This is a genomic window from Acinetobacter sp. UBA2063 (genome assembly GCF_002333245.1).
Lineage (GTDB): Bacteria > Pseudomonadota > Gammaproteobacteria > Pseudomonadales > Moraxellaceae > Acinetobacter > Acinetobacter parvus.
The window spans coordinates 1-8,797 of record NZ_DDAH01000187.1 but is presented as its reverse complement, the minus strand read 5'-3'; the positions used below and the strand labels follow the sequence as shown (position 1 = coordinate 8,797).

Here is an 8,797-nt window from a genome sequence, read left to right as displayed (position 1 = left end):
AAATGCACTAAAATTCATGTATGATATTTTTTAATGTTTGATTGGATGAAAATCAAAGATTTGAATAAATTTTTATCCACAAAAAACGACACACTAAAAAATAAGTTTAGAGTTCTACATGCCATCTCAAGCAAAGTTTAAACCGTCTGCACTGAGTCATTCTATGCATTTAATTTTTAAAATGCAGGGCTTTCCTAAATTTATTTGTGGTGGGTTTCTGATAAGTTCTTGTATATCAGTCGCTTGTGCACAGGAAAAAATCACGGAGCTGGCTAAAAATGAAGCGCTGGAATCCTCAACTACACAGCTTGAGGCGAAAACAGTTGCTGAAAACACAACACCTCAGCCACAACTGGACAGTGAACCCCAGACCGTTTCGGTACCGCAACAAGACAGTTTGGCTGCGTTAAAACAGCAGGAACAGGCCGCAAACCAGATTGAAGAATTAAAACCGATCCAAATGGAAGACAATCTGGAAGATTTGCCCAGCATGACGATTGATCAGGGCATGGCAGATGAAATTTTCCGTGTAGCTGAAGAGGCGAAAAAAGAAGCCCAGAATTTCCGTGACAATGCGGCAAAAACGCCTGCTGTGCTGGTCAATGATGTTTCACAAACTGAGCTCACGGAAGTCACCAAGGCCCCTGTCAACATTGACAAACTGATGCAGGACATCCAGACCGACAGTAAAATTGTGGTTGAGGCCAATGAAGCAGGACGAACCCTGCCTGAGTTCCAGCCCCAGCCTGAATCATCACAGGAAAAAGTCGGATTTTTTAGAAAGATATGGAATCGGTTCCATCCTGAAAACCTGCTTAATGCCGAAAAAACTCCACGTATCACTGCTGATGTGACGGGTGCACCTCCTGTACTTGCCACCAATATCAAGGCCAAACTATCCAGCTTTACTCAAGAGGCCTTTGAAGACTTCAATGTGGCTTTACCCCAGTTAAGGGCTCTGACCAATCAAGCTGCACAGGCGGTTGGTTATTATAATGCGGTATTTAAATTTGAACGGTTGAGTGACAGCAGGGTCAGAGTGATTGTCACACCCAATGAGCCTATCCTGATTAAAGAGCAAAATATTGAATTTTCGGGGGCTGGTGAAAGATTACCTCAACTCCAAGTGATTCGTTTAATTCCAGAACAGGATGAGGGTGATATCTTTAATCATGGCAAATACGAAGAAACCAAAACAAAAATTGTCAGTGCAGCCAATGATAACGGTTTCTTTGATGCCTACTGGCGTTTGCATGATGTCAAGATTACGCAGCCTGATAAAACAGCAGAGATCAACCTGAAATATGAGACGGGTGAGCGTTATAAGCTGAAAAAAGTCGAATACCGTATGAGTGACCCAAGCAAGCCACTGCCGCTTACCCAAAAAGTGCTTGATAGTTTGGCACCGTGGAAAGAGGGCGATGATTACGCATTTTGGCGTGTCAATGTCTTAGCAAATAACCTGACCAATACCCGTTATTTCAATTACACCCTTGTTGACACCATCAAGCCAGACCCGATTCAACCTCCTTTGGAATTGGCGCCTGACTTACAGGCATTGGTAGACCAGCAGAAACTTCAACAGTCACAGTTGATGAATAGTCAGCAAAAGGCTGATCTGGCACGTCAGAAAGTTACCTCTGCACAGGAAGTCACACAAAATGTGGTCGATGAGACCGTATTCTCTGGTGGCGAGTCTGCACAGGCCTATTCAGTTGCCCGCACAGCACCACGTTCACATGACCATGATGATGACGAAGATGAACGCCACAAGCTTGAAGAGCAAACCCGAATCGAGAAAAAAATTCCAATCGTGGTGACATTGAATGCCGATAAATTAAATAGTCTGGAAACGGGTGTCGGTTATGGAACTGATACAGGTGCGCGTATTCGTAGCCAGTATCGTCGTGCCATTGTCAATAAATATGGACATTCTTTTGATGCCAACATTGAATTGTCGCAGATTCGTCAGTCCATTGATGGACGCTATAGTATTCCCTACAAGCATCCACTTAATGACTATTTTAACCTTGTCGGTGGTTATGAACGTGAAGAGCGTGATGATATTGGTCCAGGTGTGAACCTGCTGGTGGAGTCAGCGGTCATGGGGGGCGAACGGGTGATTAAAAATCCGTTGGGTGACTGGCAAAATACCTTTGGCTTACGTTACCGTCTGGATCGCTTAACCAAAAAAGGCGATATTGATGTCAATGAACTTCCTGACGCGTTTAAGGTTTCAGGAATCGACTCCGAACAGGAATCCTTGCTGCTCAGTTATGAAGCGTCAAAAACCAATGCCAATTCACGTTTAAACCCAACCAAAGGCTTCAAACAGATTTACAAGGTTGAGCTGGGTACAGAATCATTATTGACAGATGCCAACATGGCCATCCTGACGGGAGGCTGGCGTTTTATCTATTCAATGGGTGAAAATGACAACCACCAGTTTGTGGGGCGTGGCGACACCAGCTATATCTTTACCGACAACTTCAACAAGGTTCCTTATAATTTACGTTTCTTCACAGGTGGGGATCAGTCGTTACGCGGTTTTGACTACAAGAGCCTATCACCAGAAGAAGATGGCTATAAAATTGGTGGACAGGCCTTAGCCTTGGGATCACTTGAGTATAACTATCAATTTAAAGATGGCTGGCGTGCAGCGATATTTTCTGATTTTGGTAATGCCTATGATAAGCAGTTTAGCAATCCAACCGAGTACAGTATTGGTTTGGGCATACGCTGGAGATCACCGATTGGGCCGATTCGCCTAGATGTTGCTTCAGGTATCTCGAATGACAACAACCCAATCCGACTCCATTTCTTTATTGGTCCACAGCTTTAATAACTTTTTAAAAAACCTTTAAAAGGTCAAACAATTCAGGTTGATTATGACGGAAGCACAACAGCAGTTACCTCCAACAAGACCAAGACGGCAACGGCGCATTCTTCGAAGCATTGCGCTGATTGTGCTGATCATTCTTTTATTGCTGGTCAGCTCGTTAATGGTGATGATGTCTACGGACAAGGGAAGCCTTTTCCTACTGGATCGTGTGCTGCAAAGCCAGAAAGTCATTAAATATGAATATGAGGGTGGCAACCTGCTTTCAGGGATCATCCTGAAAAATGTATTGCTGCAAGTCAAGGCTGTGGATGTGTCGCTGGATCGGGTCGATGTGTCTTTAGGCTGGCGTGCCCTGTTAGACAAGGAACTGCACTTAAGCCATGCCGATGTACGTAACTTAAGGATTGTGAATAAAAAACCGCCATCAGGTAAACCATTTTCCTTTGATGCGATTAAATTGCCTTTTGTATTAAGGGTAGATGAGGCAACTATAGACCATCTTCAAATCAAGACCAGCACCTCGAAGATCGACTTTAGTGATATTTATTTAAAGAATGCCTTATGGTCGGGAACAAAGCTTAAGTTCGAAGACTCCCGCATGGATATGGGTTATCTGGCGCTCCAGCATGCAACAGGTGAAATGGATTTTATCGGTAAATACCCATTGAATCTCAAAACTGACCTGATAATTCCCTCATTAAAAAGTCTGGATATCCAGATTATCAAGGTTGTCGCCAGAGGAACACTTGATACCTTAAAGGCAGGAGTTGCAACCCGTACCCCTGATCTACTCACAGGTTGGGTTGTGGTTCATCCTGTACGTGACCATGTACCAATGAACGGCGAATTGTTCTTTAAAAATTATCATTTACCCTTGCTAAAAGAACAGAAATTATTTGCAAAAGATGGCGTGGCGCGGTTTAACGGTGACATTCAAAAGTTACTTCTGACACTGGATACCGACCTGAAAGGTGAACAGATTCCTGAGGGGAAATATAATGCCCTGATGGATACTGACTTGAAAAACCAGCTCAATATCAATGATTTTAATGGTCAGTTGATGGGTGGTAGGGTTGGTCTTAAGGGTGTGGTGAATTGGCATAATCATGTGTCATGGGATGTTAAGGGGCGTTTGGAAAAATTAAACCCGAAAGATAAAACTTTGCCGCAAGTGGCTCAGGATTTCTTGCCGCCCAATCTGGACGCAAACCTAAGTTCATCAGGTTCAATGGAAAAAGGGCTGTCCTTAAAAGCCAATCTTGATTTCGATAAATACGAAAGCTGGGCCATCAAGCTCAATCAGGCTGAGGCAAAAGATCACAAAGCTCAACCAATGATGTTAAATATTGCATGGCAAGGAATTGATCGGGCTGTGCCTTATATTGGCTGGTTGAGTAGTGCCGAAGGGTATACTGATGTTACGCTGAAAGAGGGACAACAGGATATCTATGTGTCAACCAAGGTGCGTCCGCATGAGAAAACACTGTTACCAACAGGACAGTATAATGCACGCTTTGATGTAAAAGGTGATCTTTTAGATGTGGAACGTTTCCATTATCAGGCTGAAAAAGGCAGCCTAACAGGTCAGGCCAAGGTGAAACTGCCAAATGAAAAGCAGCAGCTTGCATGGCAGGCACAGCTACAGGCACAAAATTTTAATCCGCAGACAGTGGTTGCAACAGCACCTGTTAATCTACTTAACGGTCAGATTAAAGCGACTGGTTTTGCCAAACCCAACCAGCAGATCATTCAATTTGACCAGATTGATCTCAAGGGACAACTGGCCCAGGCAGGTAAAACTGAAACGGTTGCCTTAAAAGGAAAAAGTACAGCGGCTCTTATCTTCCATGATCAAAAAGCGGGTGGCGGCTTTAAAAGTTTTGCCGTGAATTATGATGGCTCACTCAATGCCTTAAATCAGGGCAATGGCTTATTAAAAATCAATATTGCGGGTACACCTGAATACATTAAGATCAATCAGCTAAAACATGATGGTGTAGCGGGTAAAGTCTATGCCACTGGCGCAGTCAATCTTAAAGATAAATTGGGTTGGGATCTGGATGCCTCACTGGTACGTTTTAAACCCCAATATTTCGTTTCCAGTGTTAAGGGTGAAGTGTCTGGTCACGTAAAAACACAGGGTGTCTGGTCTGAACAGCTAAAACGTATTGATATCCGTCAACTGAATGCCGCTGGTTTTATTAATAATAAGCCAATCAGGGGACGCGGCAACCTGACGCTCTTGCTGGATTCCAACCAGAAAGGCTTTTTGCCACAACAGTTTGAAGCCAATGATTTATATTTTTCCTATGCACAAAATCAGTTACAGGCAACGGGTAATGCCCAAAGCCTGAAAATCAAGCTCAATGCACCTGCACTCTATGAACTATATCCAGGTCTGAAAGGCCGTGCCTATGGCAGCCTGAATGTGCAGTCCCAGCCACGCTTAAAGGCAATCGCAAATATTGCCGTGGATAATTTTGCATTCAAGGATGTGGCAAGTGTTAGATCGTTGCGTATTCAGGGTGAATTGCCAACATCAGAAACCACCCCAACGTTATTGGCTGCAAAAATTGACCATTTACGCAGTGGCAATCGTGAAATCGAGAATGCTACGGTCAATCTGGCTGGAACACGTAAGGCGCATGTATTAAAAGTTGAAAGCAAAAATCGACAATCAAATTTTTATCAACAGCTTGCAGGCGGCTTTAACTCAAACAATGAATGGCTGGGGCAACTGCAAAAAGGAAACTTTGCTTCGCCACGTATCAATCTTGTGCAAAATCAAAATGCGGCGATTGTGTATTCAACCCGATTATCCGAACTGTATGTTGGGCAGCATTGCTGGCAGAGTGCACACAGCCAGTTATGTCTGGATCAGCCTGCACGTATTAGTCAGGCCAAGGGTAATGTCTCTGTCATTACCAAAAATATCGACTTAAATGACTTTACTGCTTTTATGCCAGAAGGATTGGCGGTTACGGGTCAATTGAATGGTTATGCCAAGGCCTCATGGGTTCAGGGTAACCGTCCAAAAATTGATGCCAGCCTGGTGACACGCAAGGGTGAGATTGGCTTGGCGGCAGATGATCCACAAGAACCAGCCACCACCATGACTTATGATGAGTTGAGCCTGATTGCAAAGAGTGTCAGTGATGGGTTGTTGTTCCGTATCGACATGAAAACCCCAGATATTGGAACGGGTTATGCGAATGTGATTGTCAATCCTTTTCAGGATAATATGCCAATGCGTGGCGAAGTAGCTTTTGATGATGTTCAGTTAAAAGTTTTTAAACCATTTATCAAGGATGTCCGTTCAATGGCGGGCACGCTTGCACTTGCTGGTAAAGTGAATGGGACTTTAACTCAACCTCAATTCACAGGTGAAATGCGTCTGAAAAATGGTGCCATCAGCATGATTTCATTGCCTGTCAATCTCACCAATATCCAGTTGTATTCCTCAATCCGTCAGGATTCAGCCAGTATTGATGGTGCGTTTAACAGTGGGCAAGGTGTGGGTCGCTTAAAGGGTAGCTTTGACTGGAAAGAAGAACCACATCTGGCATTGACCTTAAAAGGTGACAACCTGTTGATTCGTCAGGCACCAATGATCACTGCAATTGTCCAGCCTGATTTAAGCCTTGATGTTTATCCATTTGATCAGCGCTTAAGCTTGAAAGGGTCAATTGATGTCCCTCGCGCGCGCATTTCAATGCCAGAAACCACCGCAACCGTGATTAACGTTTCGCCTGATGTCCGTGTTGTGCAGCAAGGACAGGACTTGTTGGCAACCTTAAAGTCAGCAAAACCGTGGGACATTCGTGCTGATATGACCCTGACGTTAGGCAATCAGGTTGTTTTCCAGGGCTTTGGAAGTAATATTCCACTCGTTGGACGTTTGCATCTATCCCAGCGTGGTCTCGAAACCGCAATGCGTGCCAATGGTGCGATTGGGGTGAGCCAGGAAGTGAAAATTGAGGCCTATGGTCAAAGTCTGGACTTGAACCGAGCCATTGCCCGTTTTAATGGGCCATTGGCCAACCCAACACTGGATATTGATGCCAATAAACCTGTGCAAGGCAGTATGGTTGGGGTACGGGTAACAGGTACGGCAACTGTGCCGAATGTTCAGGTTTATAATGATGCTGGCTTGTCAGAACAAGAGGCCCTCAATGCCTTGCTTACGGGACGTATCAATGAGGGTGGCAGTGGTTTAAGCAATACTGAAGGCTTTAAGTCAGACGTGAACAATACCATTGCAGCCGCTGGTATCAGTATGGGTCTGGGGGGTACACGGGCTTTAACCAACCAGATTGGACGAACCTTTGGTCTGAGCGGACTGGCATTGGATGCACAGGGTACAGGAGATGATACTCAAGTCAGCCTGACAGGGTATATCACACCAGATTTATTTATCCGCTATGGCATAGGTGTGTTTACTCCTGTGAATAAACTCACCTTACGTTATCAAATGAACCGCCGTTTATATCTCGAAGCGAGTCAGTCTTTGGAACGCGCGATAGATATTTTCTATAACTGGCGTTTTTAGTATGTAAAAATAAAAACCTGTTTTACAATGATAAAACAGGTTTTTTTAATGACATTTATTTTAAATAAGGAAATATGCTAAAATTAAAATAAGTTATTGAAAATAAAATATTTATGATATTTTTGGGAGGAAAGGGATGAAATCTGTCACTTTTAGTCAGATTTTGGCAATCATCAGCCTTGGGGTGATTGGCTGTACATTTCAAACAAATGCTAAAGAATACTATAAGTGGGTGGACGCACGTGGTGTAACAACATATTCAGCAACACCACCTCCAACTCAGAAACAGGAACCTCAACTCGACCCTGCAAAGAGAAATCCCAACACCGCTACAACCCAGACCGTAACTCATCCAACAACACCTCCGCCAGTAGCAAACAAAGAAGCAAAAACAACTGTAGCGGCGACCAGTGCAAATGCGGTTAAGACCACCACCGCTTCTGCAACAAATTCAGCTAAGCCAGCTGCTGGTGCGACCACTGCCAGTCCATCTACAGCGGCTGCTGTAGCAGCCCTGATCGCTGTAAAAAACTGTAATGGTGTCAGATGCTGGGATTCAAAAGGTAGGCATTATAATCTGGTTGCAGGTTATACCTATCTTTCTGCAACAGGCAGTAAATGCCAAAAGAATGGCAATAATATGCAGTGCAGCAAATGATTTGTATGTTTCTATTGCAGACAGGATGGTTTTAAATACTTCCTTTTGCAAAATGAATCAGTTTCAGTATGATGTGTGGATCAAATTAGTCGCAGTATGATGATGAATAAAGTTTTGTTGATTGCAATAGGTTTGGTTTTGGTCGGTTGTAGCAAAAAAGAGCCACTTACACCTGAACAAAAATGGCATGGCTATTGTGTAAGTGTGGGAAATGCCGCGCGTTCGATTACGCTGGATCGTCAAAATGGAATTGAGCAAAAACAGGCAACAGAGCATGCGGGTAAAATTGAGGATGAAACCACGCGTAAGTTTATTTTCGGTATCATTGAAAAAGTCTACGCAATCCCAGCCGAAGAACTTAAGGCTGAACCAGATGCATTACGTGAAAAACTGAAGCAACAATTTACTGAACAATGTTTGGCAACTCCACATGAAAAGCTGCCGAACTATAAACTATTTTAATGTATTAACCGAAAAGACAACACCCTTGTCTTTTTTTGTGGAACTAAATGATCGTTTTGCTGGACTTTGGCTTTATACCAAAGCGGTATTTCAAACCGATGGGCATTTCGCTATAAAATAATGGTCATCACGTAGAAATACAGTTGTTGCATTAACTTTTAACTCGAAGTCTAGTAAAATTTTGCTGTCCATATTGCTTGTAAAGCTTACAGAAAGCTGGAACTTACAGGTAATTTTTTAAAAAAGAGGAATAACACCGTGCTAGAAGCTTACCGCCAACACGTTG

The 8,797-nt window shown here is 43.5% G+C and carries 4 protein-coding genes; all 4 read left to right on the top strand.

The features are described from left to right. The first annotated feature begins 118 nt into the window (after positions 1–118). Positions 119–2,842: an autotransporter assembly complex protein TamA gene (locus B4H32_RS09130; protein WP_286802319.1), complete on the top strand. Its 2,724-nt coding sequence runs from the start codon at positions 119–121 to the stop codon at positions 2,840–2,842. Positions 2,843–2,888: 46 nt separating this feature from the next. Beyond that, the gene (locus B4H32_RS09125; RefSeq protein WP_286802316.1) at positions 2,889–7,391 is read left to right on the top strand and encodes a translocation/assembly module TamB domain-containing protein; all 4,503 of its coding nucleotides are present in this window, start codon (positions 2,889–2,891) and stop codon (positions 7,389–7,391) included. Positions 7,392–7,527: 136 nt separating this feature from the next. After that, positions 7,528–8,049 carry a DUF4124 domain-containing protein gene (locus tag B4H32_RS09120; protein WP_286802313.1) on the top strand — a complete coding sequence of 174 codons (522 nt, stop codon included), beginning with the start codon at positions 7,528–7,530 and terminating at the stop codon, positions 8,047–8,049. A gap of 99 nt (positions 8,050–8,148) precedes the next feature. After that, the gene (locus B4H32_RS09115) at positions 8,149–8,511 is read left to right on the top strand and encodes a hypothetical protein (protein ID WP_004680850.1); all 363 of its coding nucleotides are present in this window, start codon (positions 8,149–8,151) and stop codon (positions 8,509–8,511) included. The last annotated feature ends 286 nt before the right edge of the window (positions 8,512–8,797 follow it).